Here is a 23,690-nt window from a genome sequence, read left to right on the forward strand (position 1 = left end):
TTAGCGCTTCATTCTTCTTATGTATGCTGTCTTCTTATGCATTTGTTTATACATTGATAACAGTGCGGAGGATGACCTTCATGCGATACCGGCATAGTAGCAAGGCGCTGAGATGCAAGCAATACAGCGATGCTTGCTTATCGGCATTTAGCTTTGCAAAAAGCGCAATATAGCCGGTAAGTGTGCGTCGTAATTTTCAAAAGCATGACTACCGCCTTGCTCTACGGTGAAATCTGCGCCTGCATATTTTTTACAGGCAAGACGATAATCTAGCGTTTCATCCCCCGTTTGTAGCAAAACTTTGTAGTTTGCAGGACGCCTTATAGTCGGGTAATAAAAGCTTTTAAGATCTTCGATACTTTTTTCGCTGATATAAAAAACCTCATTTGAATAAGGATTAACATGTTTGCCCATGTAGTCGCTTAACAAATTAAAGGGTTCTACGGCAGGATTTACAATGACAGCTCTTGCATCGCGTTTTTCGCCGTGTTTTTTGCCGTACTTTTCGACAAAATACGTGCTTAAAAACCCGCCCATGGAACTACCAATGAATCGAAGGTTTCCAGATAAACTCGTGACTAAAGCATCAACAAGCGCCACCGATTTATTAATGTCGCCTAAAAGCTGTGGGCAATGAAAATTAAGGCCTGGAAAGTGTGTTTTGATGTAGCGAAGTGTGAGCTGTGCTTTTTCAGACTGCGGGGAGCTTAAAAATCCATGCAGATAAATCAGATGCTGCATTAACCTTCCTTTGTGATTTTCGTTAGTTAAAGCTGGTAGAAACAATACGTTGCGTCAAACAAAAATGTAGCCATTCCGCTAAAAAAACATTCACCAAAAATTTTTCGTTTTGTTGGTGCATGTTTATGTTCGGGTATTCGTACACAGGTTTCAGTTGATTGGTTCGCTGCGATTCAAGCACTTCAGCTACTTTTGCATCATGATAAAGCCTCACTACCATACTTGGATTAAGGTAATCAGGTACTTTAGTGTTTATTTGCTGCATCTTGAGCGTACTGGTGTAACGGGTTGAATCAAGGATCGTTATTTTATAAGAAAGCGAATCATTGATGCTAAATTCGTAGCTTAAGTCCTCGCTGTCGCAGTCAGGCAGAAGTTTTAACATGCACACGTAATTATTCTCACAGGTCGCAAGAATACTTGGTAAGTGTGGCACGTAGCGTTTTTTCAAGCTTTCCTCCAATGCGCGTCAGCTTCAAAATCATGTTCGAGACAAACAACGTTTAACCAAAACGCTTTTATACTCAATTCATCGCATCCCAGCGCAAAAATAATTCGTCCTTGTTCAAAAAAAACCATTGTAACGCAATTATGGCTGCCGCATTATCAATTTTGCCGTTTTTCAACCACTCTCTGGCTTCAGATTGTTTTACTCGCATTACCATTATATCTTCGGCCTCATTGTCTAAACCGTGAATACCTTTTGCCGTGCTTGCATCCACTTCTGCCATATAAATATGTAAACGCTCAGTGGTGCCACCGGGGCTTGAGAGGTAGGTCATGGCTTTGGTTATATTCTTTAGCTCAACGCCGGCTTCTTCTTTCGCTTCCCGAAAACAAACATCGACTTCATCTTCACCTTCTTCAATAATGCCGGCAATGACTTCTATCATCCAGGGGTCACTGCTTGTTTCTAGCGCAGGATAGCGAAACTGCTCAATGAGCACAAATTCGTCCCTTTTGCGATCGTAAGCTAATACTGCCACCGCATGACCGCGCTCAAAAACCTCTCTTTCAACAACTTCACTTACACTTCCGTCGTATTTTGTATGAGTGAAAGCGTATTTCACCATTTTGAAAAAACCTTGGAATAAAGTGGTTTTACTTATTAGTTTCACATCTGCATGAGAAAATTTTGACATTGGTGTTGATCCATTTATTAAACATTGCGTTTTGTGATGAGGTATCACAAACTAAAGCGTGTTTTAAAGACTAGCTTAACATTCTGTTACACTTCGCGCTTATATCTTACAAGCTTTTAATTTGTCTAAAAGCTTGAATAAATTACACTAAGAACCAGAGCGTGTTTATCTTTGTTTATTATTTGTGCTGAAGGGCATTTAATTGCTAGATAATCACAGATAAATACGCTCTTATTATCCTATAACTTGAATTAGATTAAGGCACTAGCCACATGAAAAAAACCATTCTTTCGATTATGTTGGGCTTGTCGTTCAGCGCTAGCTCGTATGCCGATGACTTGATGACTGTCTATCAACTCGCTGTTGACAACGACCCAATCATTAATCGCGCAGAGGCGCAGAAAAACTCCGCTTATGCGGCAATTGATCTAAGCCGGGCAAGTCTGCTTCCTCAGCTTTCTGGTTCGGTGTCGTACACAGATAGCACCTCTGAAGTATTTGACCAACAAATTATTGAAGTGGACGGCGTACCGCGCGCTTTTGAATTTTCAGGTGATAACGATACAACTACTCTTAACTACGGTATTAATCTTAATATGTCTTTGTATGACCATGCCAACTGGTTAGGTCTGGACCGGGCGGAACTTGTTGCCCAGCAAAGCGACGCAAATCTGGGTTCTGCCTTACAGGGTTTGATGCAGCGAACCGTTACTGCCTATCTTGCCGTATTGCGAGAACAGGACAATGTAGAGTTTGTAAGAGCCGAGCTACGCGCGATAGAGCGCCAGCTTGAACAAACCAAACAACGTTTTGAAGTAGGTTTAACTGCCATTACTGACGTACACGAAGCACAAGCAAATTTCGATAATACAGTGGCTCGTCAAATACGTGCTGAAAATCTGGTTGAACTTCGACTCGAAGAATTGCGCGAAATTACCAGTCAGTATCACGATGAGTTATTTGTACTTGATACAGATAAATTTACCGCGGTAGAACCTACGCCCAATAACCCAAGCGAATGGCTGGAAATTGCCAAAGACGCTAATTTGGAGCTCTTGGCCCAACGTTTTGCTAAAGACATTGCAAAAGAAAACATCGACATTGCTCGTTCAGGACATTTGCCAACTTTAGCTTTAACGGGATCTTACGGTATTAACGACCGCGACAGCGAAACAACCCTGAATCCTGCTGTGGAAGGGCAAGAAAGCCAGACTTTCGTTAATGATCCCCCTCGCCTCGATAACCGCAGCCTGACACTTCGCTTGAATGTGCCTATATACGAAGGTGGCTCGGTAAGCGCTCAGACGGAAGTTGCTCGCGCAGACTATGTGGTTGCAAGCGAAAATTTGGAATTAACGTACCGACAAACCGTTCGCACCGTGCGCAGTTCATTTAACGATGTAAAGGCTGCTATTTCAACGATACGTGCACTTGAGCAATCGGTAGTGTCAGCGCAAAGCGCACTTCAGGCGACTGAGGCTGGATTTGATGTAGGTACACGAACCATCGTAGATGTGTTAAACAGCACGCGAAACCTGTTCGATGCTCGTCGTAACTTAGCCGATGCTCGCTATAACTTCATTACATCAATTATTAATTTAAAACGGGCTGCTGGTACTTTGACAGTCGCCGATTTACAGGCTATCAATCAGGCCTTGAAACCGGCTCCCGCTGAACAAAACTAGTTTCAACACACGGCTAAGAAGTCAGGACTTCTTAGCCGTGTGCTCTTGACTTTGTGATTGCATACCCTGCTGTATCTGCTCTAACTGCGCACTTAAATTGGCAATTTGCGTTTGAATATCAATCAAGCTTGGCTGACCCTTGTCTCTTTCAATGCTTTGCTCTTCTTCCATCACGCCGACCACAATTCCAATCACCATATTTAGAAAGGCAAAGGCGGTGAAGAAAATAAAAGTCATGTAAAATATCCAGCTCATTGGGTAAACATCCATGGTTTCATATTGAATATCTGTCCAATCTTCAAAAGTCATAACCCTGAAGAGTGTGAGCATGGAAATAGCAATATTGCCCCAAAGTACTGGATTAATGTCTTTAAATAAGAACGAACCAATCGCTGCGTAAATATAAAAGATGATAAACATAAGCAGGACCACATAACCTAAACGCGGCAGCGCTTTCATTAGTGAATTGATGAGCACACGCAGTTCAGGAATGATTGATATCATCCTCAATACTCTGAAAATACGCACTAATCGCGCGAGTAAAACTAATTCAGATTCGTTAATGGGTATGAGGCTAATAATCACGACCAATGTGTCAAACACATTCCAGCCAGACTTAAAAAAGTCTCGTTTTTTATCCTCAGCTATGAACCTGATCAGAATTTCGACCAGAAAGAAAACCGTGATAAATACATCAAGATACTTCGTAATGGCCACTGCCGAGGGTGACAGATCGTAAGTTTTCGCACCAATTTCTAAAGCAGAAATGATAATAACTGCTATAACAAAAAACTCGAATGCCTTATTGTGACGAATACGCACTAAAGCAGCGTAAATACTGGCTAACATATTTTCCAATTACCTAAAACGAAACTGGCCTGCATGTTTGCAGGCCAGTAAATTCCTCTGAATGAGGGCCTAAAAACCTCGCTTACAGATTATATTCCTGTATCAAGGCCCTTGCACGTGCTGAAGATTCAGCTTGAGTAAAGTCGGTGGATTCGAGTCTTCGTTTGGCGGCTACCATCGAACCACTCTTGAGCAAAGCTTCTACGTAGTTCAACACCACTTCTTCGTTCGTGACTTTGTCGCTCATCACTCTTGCGTACACATCAAGTGCTTCTTCGGTTTTGTTTTGTCTCACAAGCACCTGCGCATACGTATCGGCAGTTGCAACATTGTCAGGTTGCATCTCATACGCCTGTTCTGCGTACTTTGCGGCATCAGCAAGCTCACCGTTTTGCATTAATAAATAAGCTAGATTATTTAGAACCACAAAATTGTTTGGTGCTAATTCAAGTACTTCCCGATAATTGGCAATTGCTGATCCACTGTCGTTTTCAATTTGTCGTTCAGCCAATAATAATTTTGCTCTAACATCGTTGGGAAAACGCTCAACGTGACTTTCAAGCGCATTATAGCTTGCATCTTGCTGACCTGATGCAAACAAGGCTTGACTATAAATAAACAAATTATCTGTGTTAGGGCTTTGCGCATAGGCCGACTGAGCGTCGTCTATTGCCTGAGCTGGTCTGTTTTCAAGCAAGGCAATGCGCGCTTTAATACCGCGAACGTAAGGAAGCGCCTGATATTGCTCAGCGATGCCTGCCAGCACCTGTTTGGCGTTGTCCACTTCTCGAAGCATGGCATGAAAATGTGCCAATAACATGCGCACTTGCACGTTATCTTCACTTTCCAAAAACTTAGTCGCGATGTTTATCCCTGACTGATATTCACGTTTACCATCGGCTAAGAGCAAACGTCCAATCGTTGCAGCTTCTTGTTTGGGGAATAATTCTGCCCATTTTGCGTAGTGTCGCTGGGCTTCATCTATTTGCTGCGACCTTACCAACGAAATGCCTTTTAAGGTCCAATATTGGTTTGGTGCGCCACGATTTGCTTCAATACTGTCAAGCGCAGTCAGCGCCATCTGAGGTTGACCACTTGCAACAGCGACTCTTGCCAGCAGTAAAGACAAGGCTTGATCCTCTGGTGCATAATCAAATGCTGCCTTGATCTTATTCAAAGCTGCTTCTCTTTCACCCGCCTGGGATTTAATCGCAAAAAAGCTGGCAAGGCCAACCACATTTTGTGGATTCTCTTGCAACAGCGCATTGGTTATTTCAAGTGCCTTATCAATATTTTCCTGGCGCAAATAGAGCCGAATTTTGGCGACCTTAAGCTGCGCAGTATCGCCGGCAAACTCAGCTATCTTATTCAGAATTGCTTCTGCTTCGATAAACTTACCTTCACGCTGCAATACTTCCGACTCAAGCAAATAACCTTGAGCAGCACTCGGTGCCTCCTGCTGCCACTCTTTTGCCAGCTCAAGTGCCTTATCTAACTGATTTGTCCCCAAGTAGGCCGATGCCAGCGTTGTTTTTGCAGTGACTGACTCGGGCGCTTTTTCAACTGCTTGCTCCAGATTAAGCAAGCCTTCTACGTCATTTAACGACAGTTTCAAAATGCCTAAGCGAGTCAGGTCTGCGGCTGATTCACTAATCTTATCTGCCTGTGCAATTACCTTTTGCGCAGCTTCAACATTTCCTTCCTGAATAAGTTCATAGCCAGCACGCGACAATAGACTCGCATCTTCAGGCGTAACGTCACCAATACGTTCCAGGACTTCACTTGCCTCGGTTCCCATATCGGACTGAAGTTGACTGGCCGCTAAAATGCGCAAACCGGGATGACCGTCGGGTAATAGTGGCGCAATCACCGTCAGATTATTAATGGCCTCTTCAAAATCACCCAGCTGATATGCTGCAAATCCGGCAACCATTCTTACCTGTGGCTCAGTGCTTCCGTTAAGTATGGCTTTTTCACTGAAATCGAAAGCCGCCTGAAAATCGTTGTCTGCCGCGCGCACAATGGCTTTTAATTTATTTAAAAAAGGATTGGTGTCACTTATCAACAAAAGTTCATCAATATAAGTTTCAGCGCGCTTCGAGTCTTCTTGCTGAACCAACATATTGGCTAGGGCAAATTTTGCCTCAACATCATCTCCAGCGACTTTGATATATTCTTCATACATGTTGGCCGCGGCTTGTTCATCGCCATTAATCATATAAAGCCTTGCGGTAAAGGCCAATATATCGCGATTCAGAGGAGCGCGATCATGCAGTTCTATTGCCTGCGCAAGCGCCATTTCGTAATCTTGATCAAGTACAGCGCGATGGGATTCAATAAGATCTTTGTAGACAGAGCTTGAGTCCAGAGCGCTCATTTCATCAATGAGCGCACGGGCTTCGGCGTTTTTTTCAAGCTGTATAAGCGATTGTAATTTTCTGAAATTGACTTCAAGACGCTCAACGGTGGTCAAGTTTTCTTCATCAAACTCAAGATCTGCTAGGGCAACGTTTGCGCCTGTTCGCTGATACGCCTGAGAAAGCAAAGGAATCACTTGTGCAGGAGGGTGGCCTAATTCCAGAGCGCGAGAAAGCTCTTTTTCAGCAGATTCAAAACTGTTTTGAGCAATATATATTTTACCTAACTCAAATCGTGCCTGAGCCATTCTGGGATTTTCCTGAATGGCACTTTTGAGTTCAACAATTGCGGCATTTGCATCTCCCTGCTCAACAAAACTTTGCGCTTGCTGAATATGCTCTTCTGCGGTTTTTCCCGTACAAGCTAATAGACTCAGGGACAGCGCACTCACGCCAACAATTTTTACAAAGCCCTTTGACACTTTATTTGCTATCAGAGATTTACCAAAATTTAGGGTTTGACATAAATCACTTAACACCGTCATAAATAACTCCATTTACGCGTCAATATCAAAATTTTTTCGTGCATGCGCATTATTAACACATGTCTTTGCTACCGATGCAATAAGTTTAATGGTATAAAGCGCCAATATCTAATATAATACCTGATTAACACACGGCGCCCGCATCCTCTCTGCACTGCCTTTACTTTAGCTACATGCAGCAAAATATTCAGGAAATTACATGACCGACACTGTCGACATCACCTTTAAAGATCTCAATCTCCCCGACGCCATATTACAAGCGCTTGAAAAAGTAGGTTACGAAAAGCCCTCTCCTATCCAGGCAAAAAGCATCCCGCTTTTGCTTGAAGGTCACGATTTATTAGGCCAGGCGCAAACGGGCACGGGTAAAACCGCCGCGTTTGCATTGCCTATGCTGTCAAATATCAATCCAGACGATAAGTTTGTGCAGCTTTTAGTGCTTGCGCCTACCCGCGAGCTTGCCATTCAAGTGGCGGAAGCCTTTCAGGTTTACGCCAGTTTTTCACAAAAAATTAAAGTGCTTCCAGTATACGGCGGCCAATCCTACGACAACCAAATTCGTCAGCTTAAGCGTGGCGTGCAGGTTGTAGTAGGCACACCCGGTCGGATTATCGACCATATTAAACGCAAAACACTTAAACTCGATCAGCTTAAATTTTTGGTGCTCGACGAAGCAGATGAGATGCTGCGTATGGGCTTTATTGATGATGTTGAGCTAATTTTGTCTCATGCACCAAAAGAAAGGCAAACAGCGCTATTTTCAGCCACCATGCCTGATCCTATTAAAAAAATTACCAAAAATTATCTTAACAACCCTCAGCACGTAAAGATTGCTTCAAAAGTCAGCACTGCCAGCACTATTCGTCAGCGCTACTGTCAGGTGGCAGGTCATCACAAGCTTGAAGCGCTCACCCGCATTATGGAAGTGGAAGAATTTGATGGCATGATCATTTTTGTGCGCACCAAAACTGCGACCATTGAACTGGCAGATAAACTAAGCGCGCGAGGTTATGATGTTGAGCCGCTTAACGGCGATATCCCACAAAATGCGCGTGAGCGCACGGTTGATAAACTCAAGCAAGGCAAGATTGACGTATTAGTTGCCACAGACGTTGTTGCCAGGGGTCTGGATGTTGAACGTGTGAGTCATGTTGTAAACTATGATATTCCCTATGATACCGAGTCATATGTTCACCGAATTGGCCGGACAGGTCGCGCTGGACGCACGGGGGATGCCATTTTATTTATCTCTCATCGAGAAAAGCGCCTACTGTTTGCTATTGAAAAAACCACCAAGCAAGCCATTGAGAAAATGGATATACCCTCCATTTCCCAGCTTAACGAATCACGTTTGGATCGTTTTAAAAACAGTGTGCTTGAAGCTATCAATGATGAATCTATTGAATCATACATGCCGGTTATTGATTCTATTATGCAAACCTCAGAAGCTTCTCCTGAGCTTGTAATGGCGGCGCTTGCAAAAGTCGCGCAAGGTGACGAACCATTATTACTCAGTGAAAGCGACCGTCCTGATCTGAATGCCAAGCCAGAATTTAAAGAGCGCCCATCTCGCGATCGCGAAAGAGGGCGAGGGAAAGATGCAGGAGCACGCGGAAAAGGCGAACGCGGTGGACGCGAGAGAAAACCAAGTTCTCGTGTACGCGGCAAACCAGAGGAAGGCATGCAGCGTTTTCGTATTGATGTAGGTTATGCACATGGTGCTAAACCCGGCAATATCGTAGGCGCCATAGCGAACGAAGCGAATATCAGTAGTAAACATATCGGTGCAATTGACATTCACGATAGCTATTCGTTGGTCGATTTGCCTCAGGGCATGCCTAACGAAACGCAGGAGTTACTTAAAAAGACTCGCGTTGCTGGTCAGAAACTAAATATCCGCGCATGGTCTGACGAACCACCCAAGCGCAAAAAAAATAGCTGATATTTAGCAAGCTCGCTTGCTAAATGCTTGCACGGTTCGGGATAAAAAACTTTTGCATTTATTTATTCCGAACTGTTTCTTATCCCTAAATGGGGAAATACACACAAATTTCATTCTTTTTAGTTATAAGTGCAATTTTTTTGATTGTTCCCAATAACGCATTTTATGTCACACTTAATCTATGAAATATTTTCCCGTATTTATAGACGCTCAACACACGCACTGCCTCATTGTGGGTGCAGGTGAAGTTGCCGCGCGCAAATTAGAATTAATGCTTAAAACAACGGCTCAAATAACGGTTGTTGCGCCATGGGTAAGTGATGCAGTTAATGAGCTGGCTAAACATCCTAATGTTTCCTTGCTTACCCGATCATTTGAAGATAATGACTTACAAGCTAAAACGCTTGTGTTTGTTGCAACTGACAAACCCGAAGTCAATCAGCACATTCACGACCTGGCGCACTCTAAGGGAATATTGGTGAATGTGGTTGATAATACCCCGCTTTGTAAATTCATTACGCCCTCTATTGTCGATAGAAGCCCTATCATCATTGCTATGAGTTCAGGTGGAGTAGCGCCGGTATTGCTGCGTTACATTCGTCAAAAGCTTGAGTCTGTTATTCCGAGTAAAGTCAGTTTGCTTGGCGAATTTTCTGAAAAGTTTCGAGAGAAAGTAAAGCGCGGATTAAAATCAGTTACCGACCGACGATACTTCTGGGAAGAAGTGTTAGATGGTGATATTGGCGAAAATGTGCTGCAAGGCAATGCATCATTGGCTGAAAAACAACTTGATGATGCGTTAACTGAATACAAAGCAGGTAATAAACCTAAAGGGCAAGTTTATTTAGTAGGTGCGGGGCCGGGTGACCCGGATTTACTAACATTCAGAGCGCTACGTCTGATGCAAAAAGCCGACGTGGTAGTATATGACCGACTGGTCTCAAAAGACATTCTTGAGCTGGTTCGTCGTGATGCAGAAAAAATCTACGTGGGCAAAGCAAAGAGCAATCACACCATTCCTCAGGAAGACATTAACGAACTATTGGCTAAATTGGCGCTTGAAGGAAATCGGGTAGTGAGATTAAAAGGCGGTGATCCCTTCATTTTTGGTCGTGGCGGTGAAGAGATTCAAACGCTTATTGCCCATGGTGTTGACTTTCAAGTCGTGCCTGGGATTACCGCTGCTAGCGGTGCGGCAAGCTACGCTGGCATCCCTCTCACCCACCGGGACCATGCACAATCAGTAACCTTTACAACAGGGCACCTGCGTGACAACAGTATTGATTTGGATTGGCCTGCCTTAGCTAAAAACAATCATACGCTGGTTTTTTATATGGGCCTCACTGGTTTGCCTATTATCTGTAGAGAATTAATCGCAAATGGTTTGCCCGACGACATGCCCATCGCGCTTATTGAAAATGCCACACGCAGCAATCAACGTGTGCTAAGTGGCACACTCTCAAACATTGTTGATTTAGCCGCCGATGCTCAAATTCAGCCCCCTACTTTAATCATTGTAGGCACAGTGGTGACATTACACAGCCAGTTGAATTGGTTTGGGGCACAACAGTCTTAAACAAAACGGCCGATATCTAAAACAGGCCTTTGTAATGGGAAAGTTCAACATGCAGGTACTTGGCAAAAAAGTACTAATGAATATTATCGCTTCGGCAAAAGACACAAAGTTTGCTATAGAAAAGCGCATTGTCATGCGCTTACACCTTTTCTTACACCACTTCTTACACCATTTCTTACACCATTTCTTACACCAGTTCTTACACCAGTTCTTACACTACTTAAGAATACGCTTTAAAAAAATGTCAGTTTTTACAAGTTTAGGTTGTTTAGTTTTTCTTTGTATCAGTATGGCGTTTAAGGTCAACGCCAAGCAGCTAGCGTTTTCGTCAACTTCGGTGCCTGAAGGTCAGTCTTTTAACTACACATGGAAGCGAGAGGATACTGAATACAATTTGTCATTTACGCTTGATACTGAGGCTTTTAAGCGAATGCCCTCTTCTTCAGCCGCGTTTAGCAACGCCTTGATGCAGCGAGAAATTGAAATTGCCTTGCTGAAATACGCACAAAATCTCGACCCGCGCGAGGCAAAAGTCGATATCAAGCGTGTAGGAAAGAATTTGCAGTATGGTGTCTCAAGCCGCAACGAAGAAAAGGCAAGGGACATCATGAAAGCGCTTGATGAAGCTGGCAATCAAGCAAAAGCTGACTACTTCAAGCGCTCTTATTTTACTAAATATTCAGGTCCAAGCGGCGCTGATGCGGTTAAACAGGACCATGTGAGATATGCGAAAGAAAGTGCAGATGCATTAATGCCTGTTGTTGAGGCCATTAAAACCATACAAGATAATGCCAATGATGCTCGCGAGTTCATAGAGATTGCGCTTAGCTGGATGCAGAGCATTCCGTATGATGTGATGGAAAATCGTCTAAGTTCAAACGGTGCGGGCTTTGTTTCCCCCAAAGATTTGTTGCTTCAAAACCAGGGAGATTGTGACAGTAAGGCAACCTTTTTGGCTGCACTTTTGCAAGCCTATAACCAAGGCGTGAAGCAAAACATGGTGCTGTTGCCAGAGCATGCGCTTTTAGCGGTTGCGCTTAATCCTCAGCCTAATGACGAGTTTATTACACACAAAGGGCTTACTTACATCTTGCTTGAAGCAGCCGGTCCTGGCTATTTTGCAGTAGGAGAAGCCTCTGACTCAACCTTGCTTAAAATTCGTAATCGACAGTACACCTTAGAACAAATGTGAGCCTCACTGTTTTTTATTCAGCGTATATAAACATGCATAGAAAATTAAAGCGCTGAAACATTTTGTAAACATTTGTCCTACCCATTATTGTAATCAGCCTCTCTAAAGTCTTGCTCCCCTCACACAATCCCATTATTGTTAAGGTTTAAGATGCGTCGAAGCTGTTTTGAAACTGCCTTAGCGCATGGCGTTTTTTATCCTCTGCTGACCAGATACAAGGCGTTAAGGCAAGGGGAAGCAAGTTTGAAAGCGTCGAAATCATGGATGATTTCGTCGAGCGCCCATGGATGGGTTCACAGCGTCTTTCAAATTTGCTTCCCCCTGCCTTAATTTGCCGCAGTCTTTGGTCGGCAGAGGATAAATATAGCGTTTTCACCGCTCTAATAAACATAATAAGAATGAATATGAAACGACGACAGTTATGGACAAAATTAAGTATTTTCGCAATAGCTTCCAGCATAAGTTTTTCAAATATTGCACAAGAATCTATTGATACAAGTAGCGAAGAAACAGCAGAGTCTCCACATGAAAACTGGGATGTGCTTAATCCGCCTATGGCGCTAAATCGCATTAATATTTCTACTGATGAAACCACATGGTCAAGCCTTGATATCACACCAGACGGTAAGCACTTCGTGTTTGATATGCTTGGCGATATTTTTATTGTGGATAGTGAAGGTGGACAAGCAAAAGCGCTGACGCAAGATTTTGCGTGGAACATTCACCCTTCGGTGAGTCCGGACGGCAAAAAAGTCGCTTTCATTTCTGACCGGGATGGGCTGTCAAACGCATGGGTGATGCATATTGATGGAAGCAATCTAAGACAGGTTACCAATGAAAAGAAAAATTTGATCCATGCACCTAAATGGTCACCTGATGGCGAGTATTTAGTCGTTACAAAAGGTATCGTTTCGTCAAGGAGTATTCCTGCCGGCGAAATATGGCTATATCATCATTCAGGCGGAAGCGGTATTGCCATCAAAGAGCGCGAAAATGGCAAAGTTGAACAGCAAAATATTGCAGATCCCGCCTTTTCACCAGACGGACGCTACATTTACTTTACCCACGATATTTCGCCAGGCTCTCAGTTTGAATATAATCGCGATCCACTTAAATCCATCTTTGCAATTACCCGCTATGACCGGGAAACCGGCGAAGAAGAGCGCTTTATAAGCGGCACTGGTGGTGCAGTTGTCCCTACCCCTTCACCGGATGGCAAATACCTTGCATTTATCCGGCGCGTTAAAAACAAAACGGCCTTATTTTTAAAAGAATTGGATACGGGCCTTGAAAAGCCGCTCTTTTTAGAACTTGAAAGAGATATGCAGGAAGGCTTTGGTACAGAAGGCTACTTTGCCTATTTTGACTGGACTCCAGACAGCGATGCTATTATTTTTTGGACGGGCGGTAAATTCCACCGGCTCGATATAGCAGATAAATCGCTTACCACACTCGATGTAAAGGTAAATACTGAGCTTCAGTATGCTGATGCGCTGCGCTTTGAAGTTGATGTTGCCCCCGATGAATTTGAGGTTAAAGCCATACGTTGGGCACAGCGCTCACCCGATGGCGAATCAGTGCTGTTTCAAGCCTTGGGCAAGCTTTATGTAAAAGATATCGCGTCAGGAAAAGTAAAACGCCTTACCAGGCAAAATGAACACGATGAATACTACCCGCGCTATTCACAGGATGGAAAGCAAATTGTTTATACCACCTGGCATGATCAGGAGCTAGGCAGCATACGCATTGTTTCTGCTCGCGGTGGCAAAGGGAAAGTAGTCAGTACCGAACCCGGTCATTACATTGAACCAAGCTTTTCAACTGATGCAAAGCTTATTGCCTATCGAAAAGTCACCGGTGGTTACCTGCTAGACCCGACCTATTCTACCGAGCCTGGTCTTTACGTACTCAATCTTGATAAAGAAACGACCACTCGTATTGCCAAAAGTGGCATCGAACCGCATTTTGGTTACTCAAACACAGGTACAACTAACACACGTGTTTATTTTACCGAAAGCAAATTTAATGGTTACCCTGAAACCCAGTTCGTAAGTGTAAACCTGGCAGGAGAAGATAAAAAAGTACATCTCGATGGAGGGGATAAAGTCAGTGAGTATCGCCTTTCACCTGACGGGAAGTTTGTCGCGTTTGTTCATCAATATAACACCTACGTTATGCCGTTTACCGAAGTGAGCAAAACGCTGAGTATCGGACCAGATGCTACTGTGCTGCCGGTCAAACAGCTTTCTGCCCGTGCAGGGAACTACATGACGTGGCGCGATAATAGCAACACTGTCGGATGGTCTCACGGGCCTCGTTACTTTGAACGTAGCTTAGACAAAGCCTTTGCGTTTTTAAATAAAGAAGCCGGCGATGCTGATAGTCAGTTGCCTGAGCCTGTTACAGAAGGAATTTCGCTTTCATTTACACATGAATTTGACCGCCCGGACCAAGTTACTGTATTAAAAGGCGGTACGCTTGTGACCATGCGCGATGCGAACAATCAACAAGAAGTGATTGAAGATGCCGTGGTGCTAATTGAAGGCAATCGTATCAGTGCCATAAGCACGCTTTCTGAATTGGATAATCTTGATATCCCCAGCGATGCTTTAACCTTGGATACCAGCGGTAAAACCATTATCCCGGGTTTAATAGATGCGCACGCTCATGGCGCACAAGGGAGCAATGAAATTATCCCACAACAAAACTGGGAACAATTTTCCAACCTTGCCTTTGGGGTAACCACCATTCACGATCCCTCAAATGATACGACAGAAATTATGGCCGCAGCTGAGCTTCAGCGAGCAGGCGGTTTTGTAGCACCGCGTATATATTCAACTGGGACAATTTTGTATGGCGCTGAGGCGCTGGGTTACAAAGCAATTATCAATAATTACGACGATGCGTTTTACCATGTACAAAGATTAAAAGACTTGGGGGCCATTTCAGTCAAAAGCTATAACCAGCCTCGTCGCGATCAGCGTCAGCAAGTGCTTGTAGCCGCACAGAAGCAAAGTATGATGGTAATGCCCGAGGGCGGCGGCAAGCCTCAACAAAATATGTCGATGCTGGTCGATGGTCATACAGGATTGGAGCATAATCTTGCTATTCCAAGAGGCTACGACGATTTAACTCAACTGTGGCAAGCAACTCAATTTGGCTATACCCCAACATTTGTCGTGGCCTTTGGCGGGCTGATGGGCGAAGAATATTTTTACGACCGTACAGAGGTATGGAAGAACGAGCGCTTAATGCGTTACGTGCCCCACTTTTTAGTAGATGGTCGCTCTATCCGTCGGCCTACTGCGCCTGATAATCAATACAATCATATTGAAGTAGCTAAATACGCCAAACATCTTCGCGATAGAGGAGTGCGCGTGATGATTGGTGCCCATGGTCAACGGGAGGGCTTGGGCGCACATTGGGAGCTATGGATCATGCATCAAGGTGGATTTACACCCTGGGAAGCCATTCGAGGGGGAACCATTGACGGCGCTATCCATTTAGGGATGGACAAAAGCATTGGCAGCATTGAAGTAGGTAAATTAGCCGACATGGCGATTATTGATGGTGATGTACTCAGTGACATCAAACGCAGTGAGTACGTCACGCATACTATTATCAATGGACGGGTGTTTGAAACAGCCACGATGAATGAACTAGGCAGTAAAAATACGCGTAAACCATTTTTCTTTGAGGCCAATAACCAGATGTTTATGCCAGAAGAAACGCGCATACAGATGGAAGAAAAAGCCCAGCGTTATCATTGGGTGCATTAATTTGAAAACCGGGTTTAAAAATTGGCTTTAAAAATTAAAAAATTAAAAAATTTACGACAGCAAGGTAAGTTATGAAGTTACTCGCAAGCAGTTTATTTGGGCTTTTCGCAAGCCTGTCTTTTGCAGTTAGCGCGCAAAGCGTGATTCAGGAGTCCTCTCCATTGATTTTAGAGACAGAGGTAAGCCCAAATGGGGAGCATATCGCTTTTAGCTATCAAGGTGATATATGGACGGTACCGATAGCAGGAGGCCGCGCCGATCGGCTTACCGTTCATGAAGGTTATGACGGCGCACCCGTTTGGTCGCAAGATGGCAGCAAAATTGGCTTTAGCAGTGACCGCTTTGGTAACCAGGATATTTTTGTGATGCCAAAGGACGGTGGACGTCCACAGCGGCTTACCTATCACTCTGCAAATGACGCAATTTCAAGCTTCACTCCCTCAGGCGACATCCTCTTTAATAGTCGCCGCACCTATGCGCAAGTTGAGCGGGAGTGGGAAATCCTGTCGGTGAGCGGTGATGGCAAGCGCACTGAATCTCGATTTATGGATGCATTGGGTTTTGAAGCTCGCCTATCTCCTGACGGTAAAAAAGTAGCCTTTGTTCGCGGTACGAATCGCATCGCACGTGAGGCTTACCAGGGACCGGCCAATCGCGATATTTGGATTTACGATATCGCCAAAGATGAGTACCAGCAGCTTACTGACTTTGACGGCAATGACTTTATGCCAAAATGGTCGGGGAACAATAGTTTGTATTTTATCTCGGCCAGAGACGGGAAATACAATGTGTATCACACGCCTTCGGTTGATGCGCGACGACCAAAGTTTGAAAAAATCACCAATGAAGAGCGCTTTGGTGTTAACCATTTTAGCCTTACGTCAAACAATGCTGACGAAAGCGGCATACTCGTCTATCAGGCAGGTGACAAAGTTTACCGCCAGCCACTTGCAGGCAAAGCCGCCGACAAACAGCTCATCAATATCAATGTTGCTTCCGATTTTCGATTTGATCCGGTAGTTGCAAAAACCATGACCAACGAGGTAGACGAGTATGCCGTTTCACCAAATGGCAAACTAAGCGCCTACGTGATCCGCGGCGATATTTATGTCACAAGAAATGATAAAGAAGACAAACGAAGTGTAAGACTTACTGAGGGTCCAGAGCGCGATAGAGATTTAGCATGGCTTAACGATAATGCCTTGGTGTTTGTTTCAGACATAAACGGACAAAACGATCTCTTTTTACTTACCTCCGATGATGAATCAGATAAAAACCTGTTTACTTCACTTAAACATAAAGTAACTGCAATCACTGATTCTCAGGCTGAAGAGTTTGATCCCGTTGTTTCTCCTGATGGCAAAAAGATTGCCTTTCGCCAAAACCGAGGCATTTTGCGTACGTCTGGAATAAGCGAAAGCGGACAGCTTGTAGGCGTTACAACACTGCTAGACGGCTGGGATATTCCCTCGCGTGTGTCTTGGTCACCCGATAGCAACTGGCTTGCTTATTCACTTTCGGATTTAAACTTTAACGAAGAAGTGTATATACATGCAGCGGATAATTCCAAAAAGCCGGTAAACATAAGCATGCACCCTAAGTATGACAGTAATCCGGTATGGAGCCCTGATGGTAGTAAGCTTGGCTTTGTTTCAATGCGCAATAACGGCGACTACGACATTTGGTTTGCGTGGTTGACCGAAGAGGATTTTCAGCGTTCTAAAGAGGAGTGGCGTCGCAAAGAATTCATGAAGGACGACGCACCCAAAAACAAAAAAGCAAAATCGGAAAAAGACGATGTCGAGAGCGATGATACAGAAAATAGCGAAGATGCTGACGAAAAAGCAGAAGCAGTAGAAGCCATTAAAATTGATTTTGACGGCATCTATAGGCGTCTTGAACAAGTCACTTCATTTGCAGGCAATGAAACGCAAATGCTGTTTAGCAAAGACGGTGAGCATATTTATTACGCCACTGGCGGAGCAGGTCGTCAAAACTTTGAAGCTGAGCAAAATCTTTACAAAATTAAATGGGATGGCGAGGATAAAAAAACCGTTATCGGTAATGACGGTGAAGTTCGTCAACTCATTTTAGAAAGCTCGGGTAAAAATCTTTTTGCCTTAACCAAAGGCGGCAGAATTAATCAGATTTCTACCAAAGATGATAAGGTCACGGCGCTTAACGTAAGCTCTCAAGTCAAAATTGACCACGCCCAGGAGCTGGCCCAGATTTTTGATGAAGGCTGGCGCGCACTTAACGCAGGTTTTTACGACCCACAGTTTCATGGTCAGGACTGGGAAGCCTTAAAAGCAAAATATCGCCCCCTGGCATTAAAAGCCTCTACCAAAGAAGATTTTCAATACATCTTTAATTTGATGCTTGGACAGCTTAATGCCAGTCACATGGGTATGTTTAGAGGAGAAAATCAGAAACAAACCCAGCGTCAGCGCACAGGTTTACTTGGAATTGAGGGTAAGCCCACCAGTGAAGGCTTTGAAGTGCTATCAGTGCTTTCAGATAGTCCGGCAGACAGAGTGGAAAGTCAGCTTCAGGCGGGTGATGTGATAACAGCGGTCAATCAAACCAGCGTAAGTGACCGCAACTTCTACTCAACGCTTATCGATACAATAAATACGCCAGTGCTACTGAACGTCATTCGCTCAGGTGAAAACAGAGAATTGGTGATTTGGCCGACAGATTCATTAAGTGATGCACTTTATGATGCCTGGGTTGATGAACGTCGACGCCTGACCGAGAAATACTCAGATGGCAAGCTAGGGTATTTGCATATCAGAGGCATGAACTGGTCAAGCTTTGAGAGATTTGAACGAGAGCTCATGGCAGCCGGATACGGCAAAGAAGGGATTGTAATAGACGTGCGCTACAATGGTGGTGGCTGGACAACCGACTATTTGATGGCAGTACTTAATGTACAACAGCATGCCTATACCATTCCTCGAGGCGCTACGGATGATATAAATAAGAATCACAAACGCTTTAGAGAAAACTATCCTTTTGCAGAGCGTCTACCGCTTTCAGCATGGACAAAACCGTCTATAGCCATGAGCAACGAAAATAGCTATTCAAATGCAGAAATTTTCTCTCATGCTTACAAAGCCCTCGGGATAGGCAAATTGGTAGGTAGACCAACTTTCGGCGCGGTGATATCTACCGGCGCTTATGGATTAGTTGATGGCTCTATTGTACGCATGCCGTTTAGAGGGTGGTGGGTAAAAGAAAGCGGCGAAAACATGGAGCGCGTGCCGGCGAAACCCGATATTGAGGTATTCAATCCACCGGCCTATAAGGCTAAAGGGGTAGATCCTCAGCTTAAAAGAGCGGTAGATGAATTACTTAAATCAATCTAGCGCGTTTATCGTTTAATTTAAGAACTTCTAAAGGCGACTGCGCTTAGCTCAGTCGCCTTATTTTTTGCAAATATCTGCACATCTTGATAAAAATCTGGAAACACATTCTCAAAGTGTTGAGCATTATTTGATAAAAATGTCATTGCAGTTTTTCCAAATACCACTTCTTCAGATTTGTGTTCAAGCGCTCGGGCTTTCAGGCGTTTAGCCAAACGAGCCTCAATGCTTGCAAGCGCTCGCTCAACTGCATCGATTTTTTTATAGTCTTCTAACCACCGATACTCAATGAGACTCGCTTTTACCTGAATAAAGCGCTTGCTTAGTTTTAAGCTATCTTGTTTATCAAAACCGAACATCGGATCTTCCAATTCACTGTAAAAGGCATCCAGCATGCTTTGCATACTGTGTGTAGCTAGCGCGTTCCAGCATTTGCAAAGAAGATGATCAAAATACACATCAATAACAATGCCTGAAACTCGGCGCAAATCGTCTGGAAATTTACGTTTTAGCACCATAACTAAAGGATGTGCATCTGTGTATGCATCTATTTTACGATGTAAAAGAACGCCCCTGGCAATTTCATCCGGTAAGTCCCTGTATTGACTACCCTTCACAAAATCGCCCATAAAATTACCAAGCTTGCTGCTATTGGCAGTATGGGCAAGATGAATATGCGCAAGATAGTTAATTGGCTGTCCTTTTTTTGAAAAAGTAGTTTAAAAACTCTGCTGAAAACAATCGCTGAAAGCAAACCTGTAATGCCTTGTGACACGATCAAGATCATAGCACGAAAGACGGAAGTATATTGCGCCCTTAAGTAATTAAACGCTAATGCGCACACTTGTGTGCGCCCTCCGGTTATAGAAATAAAAAATTTAGGCTGTCTGATATTTCAAAACGAGGGTCTGAAAATTACAAGCGCCCCAAGCACCGCATTCGCTAGGCTAGGCATATATTCATTTGACGGTTCAGATAACCGGTACTTAACGAAGCGGAATAAGAATGCAAGCTCAACAGCAATCTCATCAGAGTCTATATAGGGAAAATGCACTTAAAGCAGCGCATGAACATAGGCTTGGCAAAACCTTAGTCTTACCAAAATTAAGACACAGTGTTTTATCTGCATTTATTTTAATATGGGTGGCTACCGCTTGCTGGTTTTTGACGCAGCATGAGTTTACCGAAAAGACTACTGTCAGTGGTTATATCAGCGCGAACAAACCAAGCATTTCAATTAGTCCAAAAGAAGCCTCCGGAATTGTACATGAGGTATTGGTCACAAATGGCCAGCATGTGAAAAAAGGTCAGGCAGTGGTGGTTATCAGACGAGCGAATAAAGTGTTGCTGGATACCGACTTTTCGCACACTCACCGTCAGTTAGTAAAAGACCAAATCCTCAGCCTTAAAGAACTAAACAATGCCAAAATCAATGAGTTAATCAATCAGAAACAAGCACTTTTAATGCAAGCCCAGAACCTGGAGGATTCGCTTAAACGCATATTGGGTCGAGACATACTGTTAGAAGAGCAGATTACTCTCTTAAGCGAGGAGCATGTCAATTTAATGCAGCTTGCCGAGAAGAATCTGATTTCCCGCCATCAGCATCGTCAGCTTAAGCAGCAACTGCTAAGTAAACAGCAGGAGCAAGTACAACTGAATGATCTGCAGGCTGAGACTCATTACTCCCTGCAACAGTTGAAAATACAACATGCACAAATTGAGCAGCAAATTCAGCAGGTTGAAGCACGAAGTAAGCAAGAAGAATCTCGATTACAGCAAGCAATTAACGAATTAAACAAGCAAGAGCTTTACACTCTCTATGCTCCTTTTGATGGTGTAATCAGCAATCTGCATGTTCTGGATGGGGCTGACCTGGCGCATTATCCGGTTTTATTCAAAGTGACTCCTGTTGAGCAGCAACTTAGAGCAACCTTGGCAATTCCCGCCAGTACTGGAGGCTTGGTTGCAAAGGGACAGACGCTGCGCATTCGACTCAATGCATTTCCCTATCAAAAATACGGCATGCTAAACGCCAGTCTTGAGCAGATTGAACGCACTATTTTATTGCCAAATGAAACACGCTCACACCCGCTTGCCATTCAAGAGCCGGTATTTCTGGCTCAGGCTGACTTACCTCAAGACTTTGTGATAGCCCATGGAGATGCTGTTAAGTTAAAAGAGGGAATGAGCCTGCAAGCTGATGTCATCCTCTCCAGGCGTTCTTTATTTGAATGGTTAATGGCACCGCTTTACAGCATTAAGGGAGAATTGTAATGAGTACATCTTTCAATCAGTCAATGCCAGCCAATGGTCTGTCGTTTAAAAAATTGCAGTTTGGATTTAAGCGAAATGTCCGGCTTGTAATGCAAAACGAAGCCAATGAATGCGGAATCGCCTGCCTGACCATGATTGCTAATTATTATGGCAATGGAATATCGCTGGCGCAGTTGCGCCTTCGATGCGCAAGCGATGGTCAAGGTGTCAATTTAAAGCAGATCATTGAGCAGGCAAATGGTATTCATTTAAGTGCAAGAGCATTAAAAGTTCCGATTGATGAATTAAATCAACTTTCCTGCCCTGCCATACTGCACTGGGATTTTTCCCACTTTGTTGTGCTATGCAAAGTAAACAGGAAAGGCATTATTATTGCCGACCCTGCGATTGGCAAACGCTTTGTTCCCATGCATGAAGTCGATCAACGATTTACAGGCGTTGCACTTGAATTAAGCCCAAACCAAGACTTTAGCAAGGTAAAGCCTGCACAAGGATTGCGTTTGCGTGATTTTGCTCAAAATATCATTGGCATAAAGCGCAATCTGGCTCTGGTATTTTTACTCTCATTGCTTTTGCAAATATTCGCGCTTGCCAGCCCGTTCTACATGCAAACGGTGGTGGACGATGTCTTGGTAAAAGCAGATGAATCCCTGCTACTTGCGCTAGCTTTAGGCTTTGCGCTTTTACTCATCATCGATACCTTTACGCAGTTTGTAAGAGAACGCTTAATGCTGCATTTTTCAACGCGCTTTAGCATATTTCTTTCATCAAGCGTGTTTGCGCATTTGCTTTCCCTGCCAATGGCTTATTTTATGCGTCGTCATATTGGCGATATTGTCAGCCGCTTTGAATCGGTACAGCGCATTCGAGAAATGATAGCTTCAGGAATTGTTACCGCTTTGCTTGACGGACTGCTGGCACTTATTACCCTTGCGGTGCTGTTTCTGTATTCGGCTAAGCTCGCTTGCGCCGTATTAGTAGCAGTCGTTTTATACACTTTGCTAAGATGGTTTCTGTTTTATCCTATTCGCAGACTTAACCAAGAGGCGCTTCATTTACACGCTGAGCAACAAAGCTTTTTTATGCAGTCTGTACGTGCTATTCGCACCCTGAAGCTAAACAACAGCGCTTCCCAGTCACACAGCAAGTGGCTTGATAAGCTCTCAGCCGCAACCAATAAAAACATAGGACTCGCACAGTGGAATATTCATTTTTCCACCTTAAATAAGCTGCTTTTTGGTATTGAGAATCTTGTGATCATTTATCTGGCGGCGCTTTTAGTGCTTGAACAGAGTCTGAGTGTGGGGATGCTCTTTGCATTTATGAGTTACAAAAGTCGATTTATTGAGTCAATCAGTCGTCTTGTAGATACCTGGATAGACTTTAAGCTCATTTCAGTCCATTTAGAGCGCGTATCAGATGTTGTGCTTGAAGCACCCGAACTGCCTCGCCACATCAGTAAATCTTTACCGGTACTGGAGGGTGCAATCAAAAATGCTGAAGATAAGGCGCACAAGCAAAGCACCGCTCATATTGTGCTTAAAAATATATCATATCGCTATGGAAAAGACGCACCGCTCATTTTCAGCAACATAAACCTCACCATTAAGCGAGGCGAAAGCATTGCCATAACGGGCCCAAGCGGGTGTGGTAAATCAACGCTCATGTATTGCTTAAGTGGATTACTCAGCCCTTCTTCAGGCCAAATTGAAATTGAGGGACGCATCTTAAGCGCAGAAAATCGAGGAAGTTTTGGTATTGCAGCTGTGATGCAAGACGACCAATTGCTTAGCGGAAGTATATTGGAAAACATTGCTCAGTTTGATACCCGGGTCGATGTCAATCGAGTGGTGGCATGTGCACAGGCCGCATGTTTGCACGACGACATCATGCGAATGACCATGCAGTACCAAAGCACTATTGGGGATATGGGCGATGCTCTGTCAGGTGGACAAAAACAACGCTTATTAATCGCCCGCGCCTTATATAAACGGCCTCAGATTTTACTTCTGGATGAAGCCAGTAGTCACTTGGACGAAGCAAATGAGCAGGCACTCAATACAAATTTACAATCGCTAAATATTACCAAAATTATGATTGCGCACCGACGTGCCACTATCGAAAGTGCGCAGCATATCATCGAGCTTGACCATTCAGGCGTGCGCGTGCGGCAAATGAGCAGGAATATTGCTCGCTACAAGCACGAAAAAGAATGAAAAAGCGACATCAATAAATGACAC

At 43.9% G+C, this 23,690-nt stretch carries 14 protein-coding genes; 8 read left to right on the top strand and 6 right to left on the bottom strand.

Features of this window, described 5'->3' with window-relative positions; all coding sequences use genetic code 11:
- Positions 1 to 147: 147 nt before the first annotated feature.
- The 3 genes from D6V41_RS05685 to nudF form a co-directional block, all read right to left on the bottom strand.
- On the bottom strand, positions 148 to 741 hold the full coding sequence (locus D6V41_RS05685; protein WP_136250500.1) for a YqiA/YcfP family alpha/beta fold hydrolase: 594 nt from the start codon (positions 739 to 741) through the stop codon (positions 148 to 150).
- 22 nt (positions 742 to 763) lie between these two features.
- The gene (locus tag D6V41_RS05690) at positions 764 to 1,192 is read right to left on the bottom strand and encodes a DUF1249 domain-containing protein (protein ID WP_421907597.1); all 429 of its coding nucleotides are present in this window, start codon (positions 1,190 to 1,192) and stop codon (positions 764 to 766) included.
- 73 nt (positions 1,193 to 1,265) lie between these two features.
- The gene (gene nudF, locus D6V41_RS05695; protein WP_136250501.1) at positions 1,266 to 1,883 is read right to left on the bottom strand and encodes an ADP-ribose diphosphatase; all 618 of its coding nucleotides are present in this window, start codon (positions 1,881 to 1,883) and stop codon (positions 1,266 to 1,268) included.
- Between the two features lie 272 nt (positions 1,884 to 2,155).
- Between nudF and tolC the strand changes: the two genes are divergently transcribed.
- Positions 2,156 to 3,568: an outer membrane channel protein TolC gene (gene tolC, locus D6V41_RS05700; protein ID WP_136250502.1), complete on the top strand. Its 1,413-nt coding sequence runs from the start codon at positions 2,156 to 2,158 to the stop codon at positions 3,566 to 3,568.
- Positions 3,569 to 3,589: 21 nt separating this feature from the next.
- On the opposite strand, the gene D6V41_RS05705 is transcribed toward tolC, so the two are convergent.
- Together D6V41_RS05705 and prsT are read right to left on the bottom strand one after the other, a co-directional pair.
- Complete coding sequence (locus D6V41_RS05705) at positions 3,590 to 4,417, bottom strand: ion transporter (protein WP_136250503.1); 828 nt, start codon at positions 4,415 to 4,417, stop codon at positions 3,590 to 3,592.
- 82 nt (positions 4,418 to 4,499) lie between these two features.
- Positions 4,500 to 7,319, bottom strand: a complete 2,820-nt coding sequence (gene prsT, locus D6V41_RS05710) for an XrtA/PEP-CTERM system TPR-repeat protein PrsT (protein WP_168710970.1) — start codon at positions 7,317 to 7,319, stop codon at positions 4,500 to 4,502.
- Positions 7,320 to 7,518: 199 nt separating this feature from the next.
- Between prsT and D6V41_RS05715 the strand changes: the two genes are divergently transcribed.
- The 5 genes from D6V41_RS05715 to D6V41_RS05735 all read left to right on the top strand — a co-directional run bounded on the left by D6V41_RS05715 (position 7,519) and on the right by D6V41_RS05735 (position 19,176).
- A complete protein-coding gene (locus D6V41_RS05715; protein ID WP_136250505.1) occupies positions 7,519 to 9,261 on the top strand; it encodes a DEAD/DEAH box helicase in 1,743 nt (580 codons plus the stop codon).
- A 181-nt stretch (positions 9,262 to 9,442) separates the two neighbouring features.
- Positions 9,443 to 10,837: a siroheme synthase CysG gene (gene cysG, locus D6V41_RS05720; protein WP_136250506.1), complete on the top strand. Its 1,395-nt coding sequence runs from the start codon at positions 9,443 to 9,445 to the stop codon at positions 10,835 to 10,837.
- Between the two features lie 241 nt (positions 10,838 to 11,078).
- The gene (locus D6V41_RS05725; RefSeq protein ID WP_136250507.1) at positions 11,079 to 12,029 is read left to right on the top strand and encodes a hypothetical protein; all 951 of its coding nucleotides are present in this window, start codon (positions 11,079 to 11,081) and stop codon (positions 12,027 to 12,029) included.
- A gap of 404 nt (positions 12,030 to 12,433) precedes the next feature.
- On the top strand, positions 12,434 to 15,808 hold the full coding sequence (locus D6V41_RS05730; protein WP_136250508.1) for an amidohydrolase family protein: 3,375 nt from the start codon (positions 12,434 to 12,436) through the stop codon (positions 15,806 to 15,808).
- Between the two features lie 71 nt (positions 15,809 to 15,879).
- The gene (locus D6V41_RS05735) at positions 15,880 to 19,176 is read left to right on the top strand and encodes a S41 family peptidase (RefSeq protein WP_136250509.1); all 3,297 of its coding nucleotides are present in this window, start codon (positions 15,880 to 15,882) and stop codon (positions 19,174 to 19,176) included.
- Between the two features lie 17 nt (positions 19,177 to 19,193).
- On the opposite strand, the gene D6V41_RS05740 is transcribed toward D6V41_RS05735, so the two are convergent.
- On the bottom strand, positions 19,194 to 19,865 hold the full coding sequence (locus tag D6V41_RS05740) for an acyl carrier protein phosphodiesterase (protein ID WP_421907634.1): 672 nt from the start codon (positions 19,863 to 19,865) through the stop codon (positions 19,194 to 19,196).
- Between the two features lie 313 nt (positions 19,866 to 20,178).
- On the opposite strand from D6V41_RS05740, the gene D6V41_RS05745 reads away from it, so the two are divergent.
- Together D6V41_RS05745 and D6V41_RS05750 are read left to right on the top strand one after the other, a co-directional pair.
- Entirely contained in the window at positions 20,179 to 21,450 is a 1,272-nt protein-coding gene (locus tag D6V41_RS05745) for an HlyD family secretion protein (protein ID WP_136250511.1), read from the top strand.
- Positions 21,450 to 23,666: a peptidase domain-containing ABC transporter gene (locus tag D6V41_RS05750; RefSeq protein ID WP_136250512.1), complete on the top strand. Its 2,217-nt coding sequence runs from the start codon at positions 21,450 to 21,452 to the stop codon at positions 23,664 to 23,666. The genes D6V41_RS05745 and D6V41_RS05750 overlap by 1 nt, the downstream gene beginning before the upstream one ends.
- Positions 23,667 to 23,690 lie beyond the last annotated feature (24 nt).

Source organism: Ningiella ruwaisensis, from assembly GCF_004798935.1.
Taxonomy (GTDB): domain Bacteria; phylum Pseudomonadota; class Gammaproteobacteria; order Enterobacterales; family Alteromonadaceae; genus Glaciecola; species Glaciecola ruwaisensis.